Origin of the sequence: Corallococcus sp. CA054B (assembly GCF_003611625.1) — a bacterium.
Taxonomy (GTDB): Bacteria; Myxococcota; Myxococcia; order Myxococcales; family Myxococcaceae; genus Corallococcus; species Corallococcus coralloides.
In genome coordinates this window covers 20,876-41,408 of sequence record NZ_RAVY01000014.1, presented here as the reverse complement: position 1 = coordinate 41,408, position 20,533 = coordinate 20,876, and the positions used below count along the sequence as shown (strand labels likewise).

The 20,533-nt window shown below is 71.3% G+C and carries 8 protein-coding genes; 3 read left to right on the top strand and 5 right to left on the bottom strand.

Annotation, left to right across the window (positions count from 1 at the left end; all coding sequences use genetic code 11):
- From D7V80_RS05845 to D7V80_RS05825, 5 genes are all read right to left on the bottom strand, one after another.
- A complete protein-coding gene (locus D7V80_RS05845) occupies positions 1-10,308 on the bottom strand; it encodes a non-ribosomal peptide synthetase (RefSeq protein ID WP_120587217.1) in 10,308 nt (3,435 codons plus the stop codon).
- A gap of 12 nt (positions 10,309-10,320) precedes the next feature.
- Entirely contained in the window at positions 10,321-11,556 is a 1,236-nt protein-coding gene (locus tag D7V80_RS05840; protein WP_120587216.1) for an MFS transporter, read from the bottom strand.
- 94 nt (positions 11,557-11,650) lie between these two features.
- A complete protein-coding gene (locus D7V80_RS05835) occupies positions 11,651-12,727 on the bottom strand; it encodes a hybrid sensor histidine kinase/response regulator (RefSeq protein WP_120587215.1) in 1,077 nt (358 codons plus the stop codon).
- Complete coding sequence (locus D7V80_RS05830; RefSeq protein ID WP_120587214.1) at positions 12,724-14,193, bottom strand: ATPase domain-containing protein; 1,470 nt, start codon at positions 14,191-14,193, stop codon at positions 12,724-12,726. The genes D7V80_RS05835 and D7V80_RS05830 overlap by 4 nt, the downstream gene beginning before the upstream one ends.
- Before the next feature lie 230 nt (positions 14,194-14,423).
- Positions 14,424-15,758 (bottom strand): MFS transporter, encoded by a 1,335-nt coding sequence (locus D7V80_RS05825; RefSeq protein ID WP_120587213.1) that lies wholly within the window; start codon positions 15,756-15,758, stop codon positions 14,424-14,426.
- Between the two features lie 238 nt (positions 15,759-15,996).
- Between D7V80_RS05825 and D7V80_RS05820 the strand changes: the two genes are divergently transcribed.
- The 3 genes from D7V80_RS05820 (at position 15,997) to D7V80_RS05810 (ending at position 20,468) form a co-directional block, all read left to right on the top strand.
- Positions 15,997-17,229 carry a serine/threonine-protein kinase gene (locus D7V80_RS05820; RefSeq protein ID WP_233585163.1) on the top strand — a complete coding sequence of 411 codons (1,233 nt, stop codon included), beginning with the start codon at positions 15,997-15,999 and terminating at the stop codon, positions 17,227-17,229.
- A gap of 43 nt (positions 17,230-17,272) precedes the next feature.
- Entirely contained in the window at positions 17,273-18,343 is a 1,071-nt protein-coding gene (locus tag D7V80_RS05815; RefSeq protein WP_120587243.1) for a PEGA domain-containing protein, read from the top strand.
- Positions 18,344-18,449: 106 nt separating this feature from the next.
- Entirely contained in the window at positions 18,450-20,468 is a 2,019-nt protein-coding gene (locus tag D7V80_RS05810) for a TonB-dependent siderophore receptor (RefSeq protein ID WP_233585162.1), read from the top strand.
- Positions 20,469-20,533 lie beyond the last annotated feature (65 nt).

Sequence of the window (20,533 nt, the reverse complement as noted above, 5' to 3'; positions counted from 1 at the left end):
TCAGGGCTCCTGGGCCTTCGCGAGCGCGTCGCGCAGCCTGTCGGCCAGCACCTGGACGTGGGGCGGCTTCAGGAAGGAGTAGTGGTCACCGGGCACCGTGTGCGCGTCCAGCCCGCCGGGCGCGAAGGCGGCCCAGCCGTGGTCCCAGCGTGAGTCCTCCGCTTCGAACACGGTGAAGGGCCCGCTGGCCGGAGGCGGCGCGTAGACCCAGGCCGCGTGCAGGTGGACCTCGAACGCGTGGCGCATCTCGCGCAGCGGCTGCTCCGCCGCGAGCAGGGGCTGGCTGGCCTGCTCCAGCGCCTCCATCCACTGGTGCGCGGAGAGCCCGTCGTTCGGAGGCAGCGGCTGGCCCGAGGCGCGCAGCAGATCCTCCAGGAACATCGCGCTCAGCCGCGCCTTCGCGTTCGCGTCCTCCGGGTTGCCCGAGTGCAGGCTCGCGGAGGTGTCCAGCAGCGCGAGCAGCGCCACCGTCTCGCCTTCGCGACGCAGCTGGTGGGCCATCTCCCACGCGACGCTGCCACCCATGGACCAGCCGCCCAGCAGATAGGGGCCGCGCGGTTGGACCTCGCGTATCGCGCGCACGTAGAGGGCGGCCATCCGCGGAATGGATTCGCAGGGGGGCTCCGCGCCGTCCAGGCCGCGGGCCTGGAGTCCGTAGAAGGGCTGCTTCGGCCCCAGCGCACGGGCCAGCTCCGCGTAGGGCGCGACGTTGCCTCCCACCGCGTGGACGCAGAAGAAGGGACGCACGCCTTCCTGTCCCTCCTGGATCGCGACGAGCGGCGTCCACGGCGTGGCGTCGTCACGGAGCAGGCCCGCGAGGTGCTCCACGGTCGCGTTCTGGAAGAGCGCCGCCACGGGCAGCGGCCGGCCCAGCCTGGCTCGGATGGCGGACTGCAACCGCAAGGTCAGCAGCGAGTGCCCACCCAGTTCGAAGAAGTTGTCGCGCACGCCAATGGGATGCACGCCCAGCACCTCCTCCCAGATGCGCACGAGCCGCAGCTCCAGCGGCGTCCGGGGCGCCACCAGGGCCCGCGTGGCTTCACGGCCTCCTTCGGGCGCGGGCAGCGCCTTGCGGTTCACCTTGCCCGAGGGCGTCAGTGGGAACTGCTCCAGCGGGACCCAGCGCGCGGGCACCATGTATTCCGGCAGCCGCTGCTGGAGGAAGCTCCGCAGCGCGCCGACGTCCAGCGCCTTCCCGGCGGCGCCCACCACCCAGGCCACCAGCCGCTTCTGGCCGCTGCCGTCGTCCCTCGCATCGACGATGCAATCCCGCACCGACGGGTGCTGCGCCAGCGCCGCTTCGATTTCTCCCAGCTCGATGCGGAAGCCGCGCACCTTCACCTGCGCGTCGCGTCGTCCGAGGTACTCCAGCGTGCCGTCCGGCAGGAACCGGGCCCAGTCGCCCGTGCGGTACAGCCGGCCTCCCGGCGTGGGGCTGTGAGGGTCGGGGATGAAGCGGTCGGCGGTGAGGCCGGGCTGCTCCAGGTAGCCGCGGCAGACCTGGACGCCGCCCACGTACAGCTCGCCCGTCACGCCTCGCGGCACCGGGCGCAGGTGCGCGTCCAGCACGTGGATGGCCACGTTGCTCAACGGCTTACCAATGGAGGGCAGGTCCGGCCACGCCGCCGGGTCTCCCTTCAGCGACAGCGACGTCACCGCGTGGGCTTCGGAGGGCCCATAGTGGTTGTGCAGCACGGCGCCCGTGCGCTTCATGAAGCGGCGGAGCGCGGGCGTCATGCGCAGCTGCTCGCCCGCGACCATGATCTCCCGGACGCGAGTGGGGAAGGTGCCCTCGCGCTCGGCTACCTCCGCCAGGTTCTGGAGCGCGACGAAGGGCATGAAGAACCGCTCGATGCCCGCGCCTTCCAGCAGCGCGAGGAGCTGACTTGCGTCGCGGCGGACCTCGTCGGTGAGCAGCACCAGCTCGCCGCCCGCGGCCCAGGTCGCGAACAGCTCCTGGAAGGACACGTCGAAGCTCAGCGCGGAGAACTGGAGCGTGCGCGCCCCGGGCGCCACCGAGTCTCCCAGCTGCCAGTGGAGCAGGTTCACCAGCGCCTCGCGGTGCATGGCGATGCCCTTGGGCGTGCCGGTGGAGCCGGAGGTGAAGATGACGTAGGCGAGCGCCTGTGCGTTGCCCACGAGGTCGGGACGCGCGTCGGACTCACGGGAGAGGAGGTCCGCCTGCGTGTCGAGCTCCAGCGACAGCGCGGTGCCGCTGGCCAGGACGCCGCGCAGCGCACGCGACGTGAGCAGCACCGCCGCCCCCGACGCCTGGAGCATGGCGGTGAGCCGCTCCGGCGGATAGGCCGGATCCAGCGGCACGTAGGCGCCCCCCGCCTTGAGCGTTCCCAGCACGGCTACGGCGAGTTCCAGCGAGCGGTGCAGATGGATGCCTACGCGGACGTCGGCGGTCACGCCATGCCGGCGCAGGTGGTGCGCCAGCTGGTTGGAGCGGCGCTCCAGCTCTCCGTAGGTGAGCGACTCAGCTCCGAAGCGCACTGCGATGGCATCAGGCGTGCGCGTGGCCGTGGCCTCGAAGAAGGCATGGACGCCAGGCACGGCGGGATAGGGCACCGACTGGAGCGTCCACTGCGCGAGCTGCCGCTGCTCCGCGTCGGTGAGCAGGGGCAGCGTGGCCAGCGGGGCGTCCGGTGCCGCGAGCGCGCTTTCGAGGAGCTGGGTGTAGTGGTCCGCGAAGCGCGCGACCGTGTCTTCGTCGAAGAGGGCGGTGTTGTACTCCCAGGCGCTCGACCAGCCCTCGGGCGACTCGCGCACGAAGAGGGTGAGGTCGAACTTGGCCATGCCGGGCTCGAAGGTCAGCGCCCGCACGGAGACACCGGGCAGCTCCCAGGGGGCTCCGGCGTTCTGGAAGACGAACATCACCTGGAACAGCGGCGAGCGGCTCAGGTCCCGCGAGGGGACGAGCGCATCGACGAGCTGTTCGAAGGGCATGTCCTGGTGGGCGTAGGCACCAAGGCAGGCCTCGCGAACGCGGCCCAGCAGCGCGCGGAAGCTCTCCGCGCCGGAGGCATCCACGCGAAGGGCGAGGGTGTTGGTGAAGAAGCCGATGAGGTTCTCCACTTCGCGACGGCCACGCCCGGCGATGGGGGTGCCGACGACGATGTCCTCCTGGCCGCTGTGACGGGCGAGCAGCGCGTGGAAGCCCGCGAGCAGCAACATGAAGGGCGTGACACCCGCATCGCGCGCCAGTGACTGGATGGCGGCGGGCAGGGAAGCAGGCAGTGGGCGCGAGAACTGGAGGCCCTTGAAGGACTGCACGGGCGGACGCGGCCGGTCCGTGGGCAGGTCCAACGTGGGCGGCGCGCCGTCCAGGTGCTGCTTCCACCACGCGCGCTGCGCCTCCAGGGTTTCCCCCTGCATCACCTGCCGCTGCCAGGCGGCGAAGTCCGGGTACTGCACGGGGAGCAGGGGCAGGGCCGGGGATTCGTGCCGCAGGCTGGCGGCGTAGAGGGCCTTGAACTCACGCACCAGGATGTCGATGGACCAGAAGTCACAGACGATGTGGTGCATGACCAGCAGCAGCGTGTGACGCTCCGGCGCGGTGCGCACCAGCGTGGCACGCACGAGAGGGCCATGCTCCAGGTCGAAGGGCTTGCGCACCTCCGCTTCCGCACGCTGACGGAGCGCATCCTCCGAGGCCTCCTCCAGCGCGAGCGTCAGGGGCTGATGCGCACGGACGTGCTGCACGGGCTGGCCGTGCGCTTCGGAGAAGGTGGTGCGCAGGGCTTCGTGGCGCTGGACGAGCGCCTCCAGCGCGGCCTCCAGCGCGCGGGCATCCAGTGGCCCCTCCAGCTGGAAGAAGAAGGGCACGTTGTACGCGTAGCCTTCCGGATCCAGCCGCGCGAGGAACCACAGCCGCTGCTGCGCGAAGGACAGCGGCAGCGGCTGCTCGCGCGACACCTCGGCGATGGGGGGCGTCGGCGGCCCATGGCCCCCCTTCTTCAAGGCCTCCAGGCGCTCGGCGAACCTTGCCACCGTGGGTGCTTCGAAGAGCAGGCGCACGGGGACGTCCTGCTGGAGCACGTCCCGCAGGCGCGACACCACGCGCGTGGCCAGGAGTGAGTGGCCTCCCAGCTCGAAGAAGTTGTCGTGCGCGCCCACGCGGCTCACGTTCAAGAGGGGCGCCCACAGCTCCGCGACCAGGGACTCCCAGCCCTCTCGCGGCGCGACGTAGGTGTCCTTGCTCCCGCTCGCGTCGGGGGCGGGCAGTGCCTTGCGGTCCACCTTTCCCGAAGGCGTGAGCGGCAGCCGCTCCAGCTTCACGATGGCGGAGGGCACCATGTGCCCCGGCAGCTTCGCGACGAGGCGGGTGCGCAGCGCGACCTGCTCCACCTCCGCGCCGACGACGTAGGCCACCAGGCGCTTGTCACCGGGGACGTCCTCGCGCACGACGATGACCGCGTCCGTGACGCCCTCCGAGTCCTTGAGGGCGGTTTCGATTTCTCCCGGCTCGATGCGGAAGCCGCGCACCTTCACCTGCGAATCGTTCCGGCCGAGGAAGTCGAGCACGCCGTCGGCGCGCCACCTCGCGCGGTCTCCTGTGCGATACAGCCGCGCTCCTGGCGTGGTGCTGAACGGATGCGGAACGAAGCGCTCCGCCGTCAGCGCGGGCTGGTGCAGGTAGCCCCACGCCAGGCCATCACCGCCCACGTACAGCTCACCCGCCACGCCCACGGGGGCCGGGGCGCCCAGCGCGTCCAGCACGTAGGCCTGCGAGTTGGCGATGGGGGCACCGATGGGAATGGGGGCTCGCGCATCCGCGGGGACGGTCAGCCGGTGCGCGGTGGAGAGGGTCGTGTTCTCCGTGGGGCCGTAGGCGTTGACGATGAGCTGGCCCTCTTCCAGAAGTCTCCGCGCGGCCACCGGAGACATCACGTCTCCGCCCGTCAACACCTGCCGTACGCTCGCGAGCGCGCGGGGCTGCGCCATCACCATCTGCTCGAACAGCGCGGTCGTGAGGAACAGCGTGGTGATGCCTTCGCGCTCCAGCGTCGCACCCAGCTCCTCCAGCGACGGCGAGTGGGCCGGGAAGACGACCAGCTTCGCGCCGTGCAGCAGCGCGCCCCACAGCTCCAGCGTCGCCGCATCGAAGGAGATGGGCGCCAGCTGGAGGAACACCTCCTCCGGCCCGAACCGCGCGTAGTTCGCGCCCGTCACCAGCCGCACCACGCCCCGATGCGGGATGCACACGCCCTTGGGGCGGCCGGTGCTGCCGGACGTGTACATGACGTAGGCCAGCGCGTCGGGAGGCACGTGGATGCGCGGCGCCTGCGTGGACTCCCGCGCGAACGGATGCCACGACGGCTCCAGCACCACCACCCGCGCCTCCAAGGCCGCGAGCTTCTCTTCCTGTCCCGGCTGCACGAGCAGCACTGGCAGCCGCGTGTCCCGGGCCATGAAGAGGAGGCGCTCGGCAGGGTAGGACGGGTCCAACGGGACGTAGGCGCCACCGGCCTTGAGGATGGCCAGCGTGGCCACCACCATCTCCAGCGAGCGGCCGGTGCACAGGCCCACCGGGGTGCCTGCGCCCACGCCCAGTCCCCGCAGGTGATGCGCGAGCTGGTTCGCGCGGGCGTCCAGCTCCGCGTACGTCAGGTGGTTGCCCTCGAACGCCACCGCGATGGCGTGCGGCGCGCGCGCGGCATGCGCTTCGACGAGGGAGGGCAGGGACGCATCGCGCGGATAATCCGCGTGGGTGTCATTCCAGGACACCAGCAACTGCTGACGCTCGTCCTCGGAGAGCAGCGGGATGCGGGAGAGGGGCCGCTCGAAGTCGGAGACGGCGGCCTCCAGCAGCAGCGTGTAGTGCGCGGCCATGCGCGCCACCGTCGCCTCCTCGAAGAGGGCGGTGTTGTATTCCCAGAGGAAGCCCAGGCCCTCCTGGGATTCCTGCGCGAAGAGGGTGAGGTCGAACTTCGACATCCCCGTCTCCACATCCAGCGGCTCCACGGCCAGCTCCGGCAGGGCCCGCGCCGGAGCGCCTCCGGCGTTCTGGAGGACGAACATCACCTGGAACAGCGGCGCGCGGCTGGAGTCGCGCTCGGGCTGGAGCGCGTTCACCAGCTGCTCGAAGGGCAGGTCCTGGTGGGCGAAGGACTCCAGCGTCACGTCGCGCGCGAGCTCCACCAGGTCGTGGAAGCTCGTGTCCCGGGTCGCGGTGAGCCGCAAGGGCACCGTGTTGATGAAGAAGCCGACCAGCCCCTCCAGCTCCTGCCTCTGACGGCCCGCGAGCGGCGCACCGATGACGAGGTCGTCCTGCCCGCTGTAGCGGGAGAGCAGGGCGTGGAAGCCCGCCAGCAGCAACATGAAGGGCGTCACGCCATGGCGCTGCCCCAGGGCCTCCACCGCCCGGGACAGCGCGGGTGAGGCCTTCCATGCGAGGTGCGCGCCCTCGAAGGTCTGCACCGCTGGACGCGGCCGGTCCGTGGGCAGCATCAGGGCAGGAGGCGCATCCTGGAGCCGGGCCTTCCACCATCCGAGCCGCTCATCCACCGTCGCGCCCACCCATGCCAGGCGCTGCCAGCGCGCGAAGTCCGCGGGCTGGAGGGGCAGCGCGGGAAGCTCCGCCGCGGATCCACCTGTCTCCTCGCGGTAGAGCGCCTTCAGCTCGCGCTCCATCACGCCCAGCGACCAACCGTCGCAGATGATGTGGTGCAGCGTGATGAGCAGGGCATGGTCCCCATCACCCACGCGCACCAGCGTCGCGCGCAGCAGGGGGCCTTCGGCGAGGTCGAAGGGACGGCGCACCTCCGCCTCCGCCCGACGCGTGAGCGCTTCTGAGGAGGTCACCTGTTCGCGGCGCAAGAGCACGTCCATTGCCGGAGCAATGCGCTGCACCGGCTGACCCTGGTGCTCCACGAAGGTCGTGCGCAGCGCCTCGTGGCGCTGGACCAGGCGCTGAAGACTCCGCTCCAGCGCATCCGCGTCCAGGGGACCGGTCCAGCGCGTGAACCAGGGCAGGTTGTACGAGAACCCGTCCGGATCCATCCGGGTGAGGAACCACAGGCGCGCCTGCGCGAAGGACAGGGGCGGTGTCTCTCCAAATGGGCGCGGCAGGAGCGGCGGCTCCGCGTCCTGCCCCGCCTCCGGCTTCAGCGAGGCCAGGTGCTCCGCCAATTCCTCCACGGTGGGGAAGGCGAACAGCGCGCGTACGGGCAGATCCACCTGGAGCCGGTCGCGCAACCGCGACGTCACCTGCGTCGCCAGGAGTGAGTGGCCTCCGAGTTCGAAGAAGTGACCGTGCACCCCCACGCGTGGCAGTTGCAGCAGCGCGGCGAAGACGGCCGCCACCTCCGTCTCCAGCGGCGTGCGCGGGGCCACGAAGTCCCGGGCTGCTTCCGCGTCGTCGTCCGGGGCCGGCAGGGCGCGGCGGTCCAGCTTGCCGCTGGGCGTGAGCGGGAACGCATCCAGCAGCACGAAGGCCGCGGGCACCATGTACTCCGGCAGCCGCTCGCGCAGCGCCGCCTTGAGTTCCCCTGCGTCCACGGACGCCCCTGGCTGCGTCACCACGTAGGCCACCAGGTGCTTGCCCCGGGCCGCGTCCTCGCGGGCCACCACCGCCACGTCCTTCACGCCCGGCAGCTTCGCCACCGCCGCCTCCACCTCCGGCAGCTCGATGCGGTAGCCGCGCAACTTCACCTGCGCGTCGCGCCGGCCCAGGAACTCCAGCGTGCCGTCCGGCAGGTATCTGGCGAAGTCACCGGTGCGGTACATCCGCGCGCCCGGGTGCGGGCTCAGCGGATCCGGCACGAAACGCTCCGCCGTCAGGTCCGGCCGGTGCAGGTAGCCTCGCGCCAGTCCCGCCCCGCCGATGAACAGCTCGCCCGCGACGCCCACCGGCACCGGCTCGCCGTGCGCGTCCAGCAGGTACGTCCGCGCGTTGGTGATGGTGCGGCCGATGGGCGGCAGGTCCGGCCACGCATCCGGGTTTCCCTTGAGCACGTGCGCCGAGGCCGCGTGCGTCTCCGTGGGGCCGTAGTGGTTGTCCAGCACGCACCCGTCCAGCGCGTGGAGCAGCCTGCGCAGCGCGGGCGTCATCCGCAGTTGCTCGCCGGCGGTGTTGATCTCCCGCAGCGACGTGGGCACCAGCCCTTCCGCGTCCGCCACCTCCGCCAGGTGCTGGAGCGCGACGAAGGGCAGGAAGATGCGCTCCACGCCATACGCGCGCATCAGCGTGAGCAGCGCCCGGCCGTCGCGCCGCGTGTCCTCCGGCATGAGCACCAGCTCGCCGCCCGCGGCGAAGGTGGGCAGCATCTCCTGGAAGCACACGTCGAAGCTCAGCGCGGAGAACTGGAGCGTGCGCCCCCGGGGCGCGGCGGAGCGGCGCACCTGCCACTGGATGAGGTTGAGCAGCGGGCGGTGCGGCATCGCCACGCCCTTGGGCACGCCCGTGGAGCCGGACGTGAAGATGACGTAGGCCAGCGTGTCCGGCCCTCCCACGGGCTCGGGCGCTGTCGCGGGCGTGCCGGGGTCGTCCTCCAGGAACAGCCGCTCCACGCCGTCCTCCGGCAGGCCGGACGCCAGCGAGCGCCGGGTGACGAGCACCTTCGCGCGCGACGTCTGGAGCATCAGCGCCAGCCGCTCCGGCGGATAGGCCGGATCCAACGGGCAGTAGGCCGCCCCCGACTTGAGGATGCCCAGCACGCCCACCGCCAGCTCCAGCGAGCGGTCCACGCACAGCCCCACCGCCGTGTCCGGCGTCACGCCGCGCGCCCTCAGCGCGTGGGCCACCCGGTTCGCCCGGGCCTCCAGCTCCGCGTACGTCAGGTGCGCATCCCCGAAGCGCACCGCCACCGCGTCCGGGCTCCTGCGCACGCTGTCCTCGAAGAGGGCGTGCACGCCGGAGCGCACCGGCACCTCCGCGAAGGTGTCGTTCCAGTCCACCACCGCGCGCTCCCGCTCGCGCGGCGTCAGCAGGGGGAGCGCGGAGACAGGAGCCTCCGGCCGGGCGACGGCGCCCTCCAGCAGGCGCGCGTAGTGCGCGGCCATGCGCGCCACCGTCCCCTCGTCGAAGAGGTCCGCGTTGTACTCCCAGCGGGCCTCCATGCCGCTAGGGTCCTCGTAGAGGAAGAGGGTGATGTCGAAGCGCGCGACGCCGGGCTCGAAGTCCACCTCCGTCACGGTGAGGCCGGGCCACTTGAGCGCGGCCCACGGCGAGTTCACGTGCACGAACATCGCCTGGAACAACGGCGAGCGGCTGGGGTCGCGCTGGGGCACCAGCAGGTCCACCAGTTGTTCGAAGGGCATGTCCGGGTGCGCGTACGCGCCCAGGCACACGTCGCGCACGCGGGCGAGCAGCGCCAGGAACGTCGGGTCGCCGGACGCGTCCAGCCGCAGCGCCAGCGTGTTGGCGAAGAAGCCGATGAGTCGCTCCACCTCGCGACGGCCGCGCCCCGCCACGGGCGTGCCCACCACCAGGTCCTCCTGCCCGCTGTAGCGCAGCAGCAGCACCTGGAACGCCGCCAGCAGCGCCATGTACGGCGTGACGGCCGCCTTGCGGCTCAGCTCTCGGATGCCCGTGGCCAGCGCTGGAGGCATGGGCAGGCGGTACACCGCGCCCCGCGACGTCTGGCGCGGCGGGCGGGGCCGGTCCGTGGGCAGCTCCAGCGCGGGCGGCGCTCCCGAGAGCCGCTCCTTCCACCACGCGCGCTCGGCCTCCAGGAAGTCGCCCGTGAGCGTCTGGCGCTGCCAGTGCGCGAAGTCCGCGTACTGCGCCGGCAGCTCCGGCAGGCGGGGCGGCTCGTTGCGCGTGAAGGCGGTGTAGAGCGCGCTCAGCTCGTTCGCCATCCACCCCAGCGACACCGCGTCGCAGACGATGTGGTGCGTGACGAAGAGCAGCGCGTGCTCGTCCGGAGCGAGCCGCGCCAGCGTGGTCCGCACCAGCGGCCCGCGCTCCAGGTCGAAGGGCCCGCGGGCCTCGGCTTCCGCATGGTCGCGAAGGGCGCGCTCACGTGCATCCCCGTGCGTGGACAGGTCCACCCCGCGCAGGGGCACATCCAGCGCCGGAGCGATGCGCTGCACGGGCTGTCCATCCACGGAGGCGAACGTGGTGCGCAGCGATTCATGCCGGGCCACCACGGCCTGGAGCGCCCGCTCCAGCGCGCCCGCGTCCAGCGCCCCTTTCAGCCGCACGAAGAAATAGACGTTGTACGTGGCGCTCGTGCCCTCCAACTGCGCCAGGAACCACAGGCGCTGCTGCATGAAGGACAGCGGGAGCGCCTGAGCGCGGGAGACGAGGGGCAGCGGGGCGCGCTTCTTCCCCGGCGTGGCCGGCGAGGAGGTCGTCATCGGAAGGCTCCGTTACACTTCGAAGGCGGCGAAGCCGCGCGAGCGCAGGGCGCGCAACAGCACGGCGAGGACGAAGAACCCCAGGGCCGCGCTCGCGGTGACCCACCGGATGCCCCAGCGGTCCCCCAGCGCGCCCTGCAACCACACGCCCAACGTGAAGCCCACGAAGAGCAGCATCGCGCTCAGGCTGGCGATGCGCGCCTGGAGCTCGTTGGACACCCGCGCCAGGCACAGCGCGGACAGCCCCGTGAGCGTCAGCATGTACAGCGCGCCCAAGGCCATCACCGCGACCGCCGCGACCGCCAGCGACGGTGACAGCCAGTACGCCGCCGCCGTGGGGCCAATCAGCAGCAGGCCCACTTCCAACAGCCGCCCCTTGCCAAGCCGGTCCGCGAGCGCCCCCGCGCTCAGCGCCGCCAACAGCGAGCCCACGCCCTGACACGTGACGAGCACCGACGTCGCGCCCGCGTCCAGCTGGAACACCTGGATGGCCATCACCGGCGCCAGCGCCGTGAAGGGCGCGATGCACACCGCGATGGCCAGCGTGCCGCCCAGCGCCACCACCAGGGCCTCGTCCGCGAGCGCCACCCGGAAGCCCTGCCGGATGCCCGCCCACAGGCCGCCGAAGTCCGCCGTCTTCCCCGCGGCGGTGGCCCGCACCTGCGTGAGTGACAGCAGCACCGCGGCAAAGGACAGCGTGTTGAGGAGCAGCGCCCAGGCCACGTCCGCGTGCGCGATGACGAGCGCCCCCAGCGCGGGCCCGCAGATGCGGCCCAGGTTGTTCTGCGCGGCGTTGAGGCTGAGCGCGCTGTGCAGGTCCTCCTTCGGCACCGACACGGCGATCATCGCGGAGTACGCGGGCGTGAAGAGCGTCACCGCGCAGCCGTTGAGGAAGGAGATGACCGCCACCCACTGCACGGTCAGCCTTCCGCTGAAGGCCAGCACCGCCAGCGTGCCCGCGAGCACCATCTGCACCAGCGCCCCCACGCCCACCGCCCGGCGCCGGTCGAACCGGTCCCCCAGCGCGCCTCCCAGCGGCGACAGCACGATGGCCGGCAGGAACGTCAGCGCCGCCACGCCCCCCGTCCACTCCGCCCGGCCCGTGACCTTCGTCACGTACACGCCCAGCGCCAGCACCTCCATCCACGTGCCGATGTTGGACAGCGCCGCGCCGCTCCACAGCAGGGCGAAGTCGCGGTGCCTGAGCACGCGCAGCGAGGACAGGCGGGACGGAGGAGGCGTGGACACACTCGCTTTCTAATTCACCGAGAGCGCCGGGTGTTCACGGACTTCCAAGCTGTTTGGTTTAGATGGAGTTCCGGCGGAAACGTGCAGTCCTGCTTCAGTTCCGCCGGGGCAGGCGCAGGGTGAAGGTGGAGCCTTCACCCAGGGTAGAGCGGACGGAGAGCGAGCCGCCGTGCAGCTTCGCGAGCGCGGCGGCGATGAAGAGGCCCAGGCCGTGGCCGCGCCCGCGGTCCTCGTCCGCGCGCTGGAAGCGGTCGAAGACGTGGGGCAGGGCGTTGGCGGGAATGCCCACGCCCCAGTCGCGCACGTGGACGAGGACGAGGCCCGGGTTGAGCGTCAGGCCCATCTCGACGTGGCGCGACGTGCCGCTGTACTTCACCGCGTTGGACAGCAGGTTGTTGAGCACCTGGCGCAGCCGCTCCGCGTCCAACATCAGCGGCTCCACCGGATCCAGGGCGTGGAAGGAGAAGTCGAAGTCCGGCTGCAGCTCGCGCCACTCCTGGACGAACTCCTGGAGGAACGGCATCAGCTCCGTGGGCGCAAGCTTCAGCTCCAGCTTCCCATCCGCCAGCCGCGAGGCGTCCAGGATGGACGTCACCAGCCCGTTCATCCGGTCCAGCTGGCGCAGGATGGCCTCCGCGGAGCGGCGCTCGTCGTCGATGCCGCGCTTCTGCACCTTGCGCATGAGCAGCTGCGTGTTGAGCCGCGCCGAGCTGAGCGGCGTCTTCAGCTCGTGCGCCACCCAGTTGAGCATCTCCTCGCGGGCCAGGCTCAGGGCGTTGGGAGCCTCGCGCGCGGCGGGGGGCGCCTCCTGGTGGGCGGCCTGGTGGTTCTGGAGCGCCTGGCTCACCGCCTGCTCGAAGGTGGACAGGTCCACCGGCTTCGCGAGGAACGTCTGCGCGGCCTCACGCCCCTGCGGCCGCGCCGCGCTCAGGAGCAGGAAGGGCACGTCCGACAGGGTGGGCTCCGAGCGCATGGCGTGCAAGAGCTGCATGCCCGTCTTGCGCGGCATCATGTGGTCGCTGACCACCAGGTCCGGCGTCTCCGTGCGGGCGAGCAGCAGGGCCTCCTCGCCGTTGTGCGCGCGCACCACGCGGTGGCCCAGGTCCTCCACCACTTCGGAGAAGACCTCCAGGAGCGCCTCTTCATCCTCCGCGATGAGGACCAGGCTCATTCACCCACTCCTCCGATGTTGGTCCCCAGGGGGCGGGCCTGACCGGTGAGCAGGCCCACGGCGGAGCGCAGCGGGGCGAGCACCTTCACGCCCGTGTTGTTGATCTGGAACTCGCGCAGGTCCGCGGAGTATTCGCTGTCGCGCATCTTGAGCACGGACAGCAGGCGGTGCATCTGGCCGTGCAGCTCCACGTAGCGCAGGAGCAGCAGGTTCTCCCCCAGGCTGGCGACGGGCGCGTCGTTGAAGTCCAGCTCCGTGCCCACGATCTTCGACACCTCGCGGGTGACCACGGTGGTGACTCCCCGCATGCGCAGCCGCATCGCCAGCGAGGCCAGGAAGGTGCGCCGCCGCATGGGGTCCAGGATGGACAGCTCCAGCTCCGTGAGCCCGTCCAGCACCAGCCGCCTGACGCCGAGCGCGTCCACCTGCTCCAACAAGTCCCGGATGATCTCGTCCGCCTCCGACTCCATGGGTGCCAGGTAGTGCAGGGTCAGCCGTCCATCGTCCAGGAGCGAGCCCACGTCCAGTCCCACGCGCTGGGCGCGGGCCCGGAGCATGGCCGGAGCATCGAAGAAGGAGACGAAGAGCGACTTCTGCCCGTGGCGCGCGCCATCCGCGGCGAAGTGCAGGGCCACCAGCGTCTTGCCAATGCCCATGCTCCCCGCGAGCATCGTGGTGCTGAGCTCCGGAAGCCCCCCGTGCATCAGCGCGTCCAGCTCCGGAAGCCCGAACCCCATGCGCTTGAGCGTGGGCGGCTCGTCCCGGAGCTCCACGGGGACGGCCTCCATGCGCGGGATGAACTCCACGCCGCTCTTGCGCATGAGCATGAGGTGCTCTCCGACGAGGTGGGGCCGGCCGCGCAGCTTCACGACCTCCACCCGGCGCACCCGGCGCGAGCCGTGAGGCTGGACGGACAGCGCCACGATGCCGTCCACCGTGGTGGCCTCTGGCAGTTCCATCAACCGGCCCAGCGGGTACTCCGTGGTGAACAGGCCAATGCAGTTGCATGCGGCCAGGCCGATGCCCAGCTCGTAGAGGAACTCGCGCAGCCGTGCCTCGTCCTGCCAGAGGTCCCGGATGGAGCGCAGCCCGTCGATGAAGAGCATGGCCGCGCCGCGTTCGCGCACCGTCTGGAGGATCAGCTCCCGGGCCTCCTTGGGGCCCCGCTTGAGCGCGGAGTAGGCGCTGATGAGGAAGAGCTTCTCGCCCAGCAGGTCCGGCTGGAAGAAGGAGAAGGTGGACAGCGCCTCCATCAGCTTGTCGTGGGGCTCCGAGGTGACGGTGACCACCACCACGGGCGTGCCGCGCGCCGCGGCCGCGAAGGCCACCTGGCTGCACAGCACCGTCTTCCCCGACCCCGGCGTGCCGGTGACGATGAAGGACTGGCGCGGAGGGATGCCTCCGCCCAGGAGGATGTCGAAGCTGGGGATGCCGCTCTGGAAGAGAGATGTCTTGCTGCTGGGCATTCCGGGGTCCGTCGGACAGCGAGGGCAATGCGCGCGGGCTTCCGCCGTTCGGAAGAACGCGCCGGGACAAGGTGCGCACGAGGGGCGAGCAGGGCATGCCCGAAGCGCCCTGCGATGGTTTCGTGGCATAGCCGACACCCCCAGGGGGAGCCAGTCTGGTGATTCCACACCCCGGGCGGATCGGCGACCGGTCAACACCTCGGGACGCCGGCCAGGCGTCCCACCGGGCGTCAGCGCGACGGCGCGGGTTGCTCGTCCGGCGCGCGGGCGCTGAAGCCCCGGAAGAGCAGCAACGACACCACGAGCCCCACCGCGCACACCGCGGAGACGTAGTGCGCGGGCGCGAGCGGGTTCTGTTTCAGGGCGAGCGTGACGGCGAGCGGCGTGAGGCCGCCGAAGAGCGCGTACGCCACGTTGTAGGAGAACGACAGTCCGGAGAAGCGCACCGCCGGGGGGAAGGCCTGCACCATCACCGCGGGCACCACGCCAGCCACGCCCACGCAGAACCCCACGCCCGCGTAGAGCGGCACCAGGTGCTCCGGCGCGCTCGCCACGCCCCGGTAGAACAGCTGCGCGGCGACGAGCAGCATCCCCGAGCCGATGGCCATGGCCCGCGTGGGCCCCAGCCGGTCCGCGAGCAGGCCGTAGCAGATGCAGCCCACCGTGAGCGTGAGCGTGGCCACGCTGTTGGCCGCCAGCGCCTTCGCGGGCGGGATGCCGTGCAACTGCTGCATCAGCGTGGGCGTCATCAGGATGACCACCACGATGCCCGCGGTGAGCACCCAGGTGAACAGCATGGACACGACGACCGCGGGCGCGTGGCCCCGGAGCGCGGCCTTGAGCGGCAGCTCGCGCACCAGCGCCTTTCGCTGGCGCATCTCCTCGAAGACGGGCGTCTCCTCAAGCCAGCGGCGCAGGAACACGGCGAAGAAGCCGAACACGCCGCCCACCACGAAGGGAAATCGCCAGCCGTACGCCAGCACCTGCTCCGGCGTGAAGGCGGTGTTGACCGCGGTGGCCACCAGCGAGCCCAGCAGGATGCCCAGCGTGAGCCCGGAGGTGAGCGTCCCGCACGCCAGGCCCACGCGGCGCTCCGGCACGTGCTCGGAGACGAAGACCCACGCGCCCGGCACCTCGCCGCCCACCGCCGCTCCCTGCAACAGCCGCAGCGTGAGCAGCAGGAGCGGCGCCGCGTACCCGGCCGTGGCGAACGTGGGCAACAGGCCCATGCACAGCGTGGGCACCGACATCAGGAAGACGCTCAGCGTGAACATCCGCTTGCGCCCGGTCCGGTCCCCGAAGTGCGCCATCACGATGCCGCCCAACGGACGCGCCAGGTACCCCGCCGCGAACAGGCCGAACGTCTGCAGCTGCCGCAGCCAGTCCGCCGTCTCCGGCGGGAAGAACAGCTTCCCCATCACCGCCGTGAAGAACACGAAGATGATGAAGTCATAGAACTCCAGCGCGCCCCCCAGCGCCGCCAGCCCCAGGGTTCGGATGTCCCGGGCGGACAGCGGACGGGGAGCGGCCAGCGGGGACGGAGCGTCGGAAGGGAAGGTCGCCATGCGCGGAGGACCCGGAGGATATGCCGTACGCCCCGTGTGTCAGCGATCCATCACGTTGTTAAAGTGTATTCTCCGTAAAACCTGTTGACACGTTGTGCGAAACTTGTGGGGAGGTCTCGGCATAGGTATCTTCCGGGAATTGCGAGTTCCGTCCCGGGAGTACAATTTGGACAGGGTTGATACCGCGACGCCTTCGCCGGCCGCACCCGGGGTGGACATCCTCTTCGGGAAGTACCGAATGGTGCAGCGGCTCGCCACGGGCGGGATGGCGCACCTGTTCCTGGCGACCATCGACGGGCCGGACGGCTTCTCCAAGGCGTGCGTCATCAAGCGCATCCTGCCGGAGTACGCGAACCTGGAGCCCTTCGCGCGGATGTTCGCGGACGAGGCGAAGGTGGCGGCGCTGCTGACGCACCCGAACATCGTGCAGGTGTTCGACTTCGGGAAGATCGACGGTCAGTACTACCTGGCGATGGAGTGGATCCAGGGCCAGTCGCTGGACCGCATCATGCGGCACGCGGCGGCGGCCAACATCCCGCTGGGGCCCCGGGTGACGGTGGACGTGGGCCTGGCCATGTCGGACGCGCTCACGTACGCGCACGCGAAGACGCTGTCGGACGGGACGCCGCTGAAGCTGGTGCACCGGGACATCACGCCGGGCAACGTGCTGGTGTCGCGCGACGGCATCGTGAAGCTGGCGGACTTCGGCATCGTGAAGAGCTCCGTGAACCTGGAGCGCACGGTGGCCGGGGTGGTGAAGGGCAAGTACGCGTACATGTCCCCGGAGCAGATCACGAACCGGGAGCTGGACCACCGCTCGGACCTGTATTCGCTGGGCATCGTGCTCTACGAGGCGTCCACCGGGCGCCGGCTGTTCAAGCGCGATTCGATGGAGGCCACCATCATGGCCGCGTCGGCGGGGGACGTGCCGCCGCCGTCGCACGTGGCCCCCGGCTTCCCGCCGGACCTGGAGCGCATCCTGCTCAAGTGCCTGGCGAAGGACCCCGCGCAGCGCTACCAGACGGCGCGCGAGCTGCACGACGACCTGGAGCGCTACCGCACGGCGCAGCACTGGACGTCCGGCGGCCGGGAGCTGGCGTCGCTGATGGCCACGCTCTTTCCGCCGGATGCCTCCGGCCGCGTGTCCACGGCGCTGGCGGTGCCGGGGTCCATGCCAGGCTCGTCGCCGGGGGCGTCCGCGGACGCTTCGGGCATGGGCTCCACGCGCATGCCCAGCGGCATCTCCGGCCCGTCGCCCTTCGCGCCGCCGGAGCACGCGGTGGACCTGCGCGAGCCGAGCGCTCTGGTGCCCACGAGCATGATGCCCCGGAGCACCGGGACGGGCTCCACCACGGGCGTCATCCCGCCGCCGGAGCAGGCGGCCGCGGACGGGGCGTTCCCCTGGGGACTGGCCGCGGCGGCGGGCGTCGCGCTGGTGGGCAGCGCGGTGTTCTGGCTGTTCATCGCGTGAAGCGCGGGCGCACCGTGTCGTCGTGGGAAGTGGGACTTTGAACGTGAAGAATCAGAAGACCTGGGTCGCCGTCATCCTGCTGGGCACCGTGGCCGTGAACGCCGGGGCGTACCTGGTGGTCCGCTCGCGCAAGGCCGCGCAGCCCGAGCCCGTCGCCACGAGGCCTCCCGCGCCCACGCCCGTCGTGGCCCCACCCCAGACCGTGGCGGCCGTGGCCCCGCCCAAGGAGGACGCGAACGCGGGGCTGGTGCGGGCGCTGCGCGCGTCGGGCCTGGCCGCGCTGGAGGACCGCGACTACGAGCGCGCGGTCGAGCAGTTCACGGAAGCGCTCAAGCTGCGTCCGGATGACAGGGACAGCGACCTGACGCGGCTGTTGGGCATCGCCACCGACCTGCGCGCGCGTGAGCAGTCGAAGACCGCGCAGGCGCCCACGCCGCGTGAGCCGGCGCACACCCGCGCGCCGCCCCGCACGCGCGCCGCGAAGCTCGCCGCCGCGCGGGCCGCCCGCGAGCAGCAGGCCACTCCGGCCGCCGCGCAGGAGGATGCGCATGGCGGGCTCCTGCTGGTGACGTCCACGCCGCCGGGGCTGGTGGTGATGGTGGATGGCAGGGCGGTGGACCTGACGCCGGCGCGGCTGCCGGTGTCCGCGGGCACGCACCGCGTGGTGCTCGCGCAGGGCGACCGCCGCCTGTACGAGGAGACGGTGGAGGTGGACGCGGACTCGGTGCGCTCGCTCAACCGCGACCTCACCGGGGAATTGGCGCCGCCCGCGCAGAAGCCGGCCGTGGCGCCGGTGGCGGCCGTGACCCCGGTCTCGCCCCCAGCGGCGGGTGGACCCGTGGCGCCCCCGCGCGACCCGGAGCCCACGCCGCCGCCGGAGCCCTCCGTGGCCAAGGCCGCCGTGGCGGCGCAGCGGGGCGACCTGGAGGTGACGTCTCCGGGGCTCTATGGCGAGGTGTGGATCAACGGCCGGCCGTATGGCTTTCCGCCCATCTCCGCGCAGGCCCTGCCGTCCGGCCCCGCGAAGGTGGAGGTCCGCGTCAACGGCGAGGTGAAGCGGCGCATGACGGTGGAGGTCGAACCGGGCCGCAGCACCCGCGTGCGCGTGAAGTGAAGCAAGGCTCACCCCCGCATTCGACGCAGCATTCGTAGTCCCAGAAGCTACCCCCCCAACTTCGAGAAGGTTGTTTCGTATGGGCTTCACCAGGCACGGGCGTCGTGTGTGTGTATGGCTTGCGCTGCTGGGCGCGGGCACGGGCTTCGCGCAGACGGCGCCGGAGCCCACCCTGAACCCCGGTCCACCGGAGACGCCCTCCGCCCAGGCGCAGCTGGAGGAGGAGCCGGAGGTGCACAGCCAGGTGGCGTCGTTCGCCATCACGAAGCTGCATGACTCGCCGGCCGTGGTGACGGCCATCACCGCGGATGAGATTCGCGCCTCCGGTGCGCGCGACCTGATGGACGTGCTGTTGCAGGTGCCCGGCTTCTTCTTCGGCGTGGACGTGCAGGGCACGGTGGGGCCGGGCTTCCGGGGCCTGTGGGGCCAGGAAGGCAAGGTGCTGCTCATCATCGACGGCAAGGAGATGAACGAGCAGCTCTACTCCACCATGCAGCTGGGCCACGAGTTCCCGGTGGAGCTGATTGAGCGCATCGAGGTCGTGCGCGGTCCCGGCTCCGTCATCTATGGCGGCAACGCGGAATTGGCCGTCATCAACGTCATCACCCGGGGCATCCAGGGCAGCACGGACGCGCTGGTGGTGGGCACGTACGGACAGCTGACGCACGGCCTGGGCCGGCGCAGCCTCACGGTGTCCGGCCGCAAGGTCTTCGAGAGCGCGCCGGGCCTGAGCGCGTTCGCGTCCGCGTCGCTGGGGCAGGGGCAGCGCAGCGACGCGGTGTTCGAAGACTTCTACGGCGACTCCGCGAGCATGAACGGCGCGTCGGCGATGGACCCCACGGTGGTGCAGGCGGGCGTGGGCTACCGGGACCTGCAGCTGAGCATCCTGTACCAGCGCCAGGACACCACGTCCGTCGTGTCCGTGGACGAGGTGCTGCCCACGCCCGCGAACACCGACTTCGAGTCGTTCCACGCCGAGCTGAGCGACCGCTTCCGGCCCACGGACCGGATTGAAATCATCCCCCGGCTGAACCTCACGCTGGGTGAGTCCTACCGGGACTCGGACGAGTCGTCGGAATTCTTCTACGACAAGCGCTACCGGCGCCTGCGGGGCCGGGCCCTGGCTCGCTGGGCGGCGTTCGACTTCCTCCAGCTCACGGGCGGCGTGGACCTGGCGTTCGACCAGGGACAGCTGCGCGGCCCCGCGGGCATCGGCCTGCAGGAGCCCTTCAACGGCGACGAGGACGTCGTCTCCTACCGCAACGTCGCGGCCTTCATGGAGGTGTACTCGGACAACCCCATCGCCACGGTGGTGGCGGGCGCGCGCTTCGAGGACCACAGCGCCTTCGGCAGCTCGTTCGTGCCGCGACTGGTGCTGCTCAAGTCCTTCGGGCCGGTGAGCGGCAAGGCGCTCTACAGCCGCGCCTTCCGCGCGCCGGGCATCGAGAACATCTCCCTGGGCGACGACGTCCGGCCGGAGCGCACCACGGTGTACGAGCTGGAGGCCTCCGTGCGCCTGGGCGAGGGCCAGAGCTTCAGCGCCAACGCCTTCGACGTGGGCGTGACGGACCCCATCATCTATTCGTACGACCCGATCACCGCGTCGGAGGCGTACCGCAACCTGGGCCGCCTGGGCAGCCGGGGCATCGAGCTGGACTACCGGCTGCGCGGGTCCTGGGGCCGCGCGCAGGCGGGCTATTCGTTCTACCGGCCGGGCGGGCGCAACGACGTGGAGGACTACCTGGTGCCCGGCCAGCCCAACGCCTTCACCGGCCTGCCCACGCACAAGGTGACGCTGTCGGGCACGGCGAAGGTGCTGCCGTGGCTGTCCGTCAGCCCCACCGCCGTGCTGGTGGGCCAGCGCTTCGCCGTAGGGGCCCCGGACGAGGAGGGCGTGTCGGAGGTCCAGACGCTGGCGCCCCGGCTGCTGCTCAACCTCTTCGTGCGCGCGGAGAACGTGGGGACAAAGGGCCTGGAGATTGGCGCGGGCGTCTACAACCTGCTGGGCAGCGACTTCCGGGTGGCCCAGCCCTACAACGGCGGCCACGCGCCCCTGCCGGTGTTCAGCCGCGAGTTCATGGTGAAGCTCACCTACCTCTTCGAGCCGTCCTACGACGACGAGTAGCCTGGCCGTCAGCCAGGACGCATCCGACGTTGCGCAAGGGCGTGGCGGGGCGTAGGGAAGCCGCC